The organism is Bacillus sp. V33-4 (genome assembly GCF_002860225.1).
Lineage (GTDB): Bacteria > Bacillota > Bacilli > Bacillales > Cytobacillaceae > Bacillus_BJ > Bacillus_BJ canaveralius.
Map to the genome: position 1 here is coordinate 1 of NZ_PGVC01000083.1, position 1,402 is coordinate 1,402.

Genomic DNA, 1,402 nt, shown 5'->3' on the forward strand with positions numbered 1-1,402 from the left:
CACTAGTGTTGCATAAATACTGTCGAAAAATTCAATCTATTCATTCTCATGGTTTAGAGCCAAAAAAGTAAATGGTGCAATAAAGGTGGCCCTATCCATTTGGTTTTTATTTCCAATTATACTTGAGTGACAGCGGCAGTTTCCCTATTAAGGAATCGATTTTTCCTCGATTCTCCGAATCCAAGCGGTTGCTGGTTTCCAAAGGCTTGCCTTTAGGTAGCGGCTAATTTGAAGGATTTTTCGTTTGCTTTTTGACTCTAGCTGCGCCAACACATGCAGGCAATAAACGATGAGTGCGATGAACACTTGATTTTGGATCGCCCACTCACTTTGACCGTAAAATTTCTTGATATTCAAATGCTGTTTCAACCATTTGAAAAAGAGCTCAATGGCCCACCTTGACTTGTACATTTCAGAAATTTCATCAGGATTTAAGTCGAAGCGATTCGTAATTAACTGAAGTTCATTTCCCTTCGAATCCTTCACTTTCAATAATCGAAAAAAGTTCTCTGCCCGGTTTTGTGTGGTGCCGATTAAGACCATTTGATCCGATAAAACAGGGGAATCATCCGGTACTTTAAAATCGTATACTTCCCTTATGACCGCGTTCTTGCGCAATCTCGATAGGAAAAAGTATCCTTCATCGGTCATGCGGTCAAAGCGCTCATAATCTAGATATCCTCGGTCAAAAACGTACATGCATGCTTTGTCATCGACCATGACTTCCAGTTGTCCGCGGTCATGTTCCTTTGCATTTGTGATCACTGCTTTTTCTGGATAAGAGCTGCCTTCATCCATGAACACAAGGCGCAAATGCAGCTTTACACCCGCTTTCGTCTTCCGGAATTCAGCCCATTTATGGTTCGTTAGATTTAGTGGCAACGTGCTCGAATCAATGATTTTCAAAGGCATTTTGATGGCTGAGTAGTTCGTTTTCCTATGAATTTGTGACACTAGATCGAGAAACAGTTCCTGGAATACCTCGGGATTCATCTGGTTTAACCGGCGCGAAAGCTGTGAAACACTGATCGAATCTAAAGCAGTACCTTCTTGAAGCTGGTCATCAATAAGGCAATCGCTAAGCGCATGGAGGCTTTCCGTTTCATGCAGCTGTGCGAAAAGCAATAATTTTAAGAACGAATGGGTCGTTAGCTTTTTTGTATAATAGTCTAATTTCATGGTTTTCACTTTTTCTTCAAACAAACGAAGATTTATGGGTGAAAACCATTGTCCAAATGAAGTTTTTGGTGTAATCTTGTCCATGAGATTGGTCCTTTTTTTGGATTTGGACGGGTTACCACCTGACTTATCCATTATAAAGGACTTTTTCTTTGTACAGAATAAAATTAGCGAAGATTTAGAGTCTTTTTAATATTAAAATTTAATTAATGCAACACTAGTG

1 protein-coding gene is annotated in these 1,402 nt (G+C 39.7%); it reads right to left on the minus strand.

The genetic code is table 11. The annotated features are described in order from the left end of the window. Positions 1-147 precede the first annotated feature (147 nt). The gene (locus tag CVD23_RS21290) at positions 148-1,263 is read right to left on the minus strand and encodes an IS4 family transposase (RefSeq protein ID WP_101667106.1); all 1,116 of its coding nucleotides are present in this window, start codon (positions 1,261-1,263) and stop codon (positions 148-150) included. Between the last annotated feature and the right edge of the window lie 139 nt (positions 1,264-1,402).

Bases quoted from the DNA above. Each gene is read 5' to 3' on its own strand.
- CVD23_RS21290 (WP_101667106.1), bottom strand. From the start codon at position 1,263: ATGGACAAGATTACACCAAAAACTTCATTTGGACAATGGTTTTCACCC.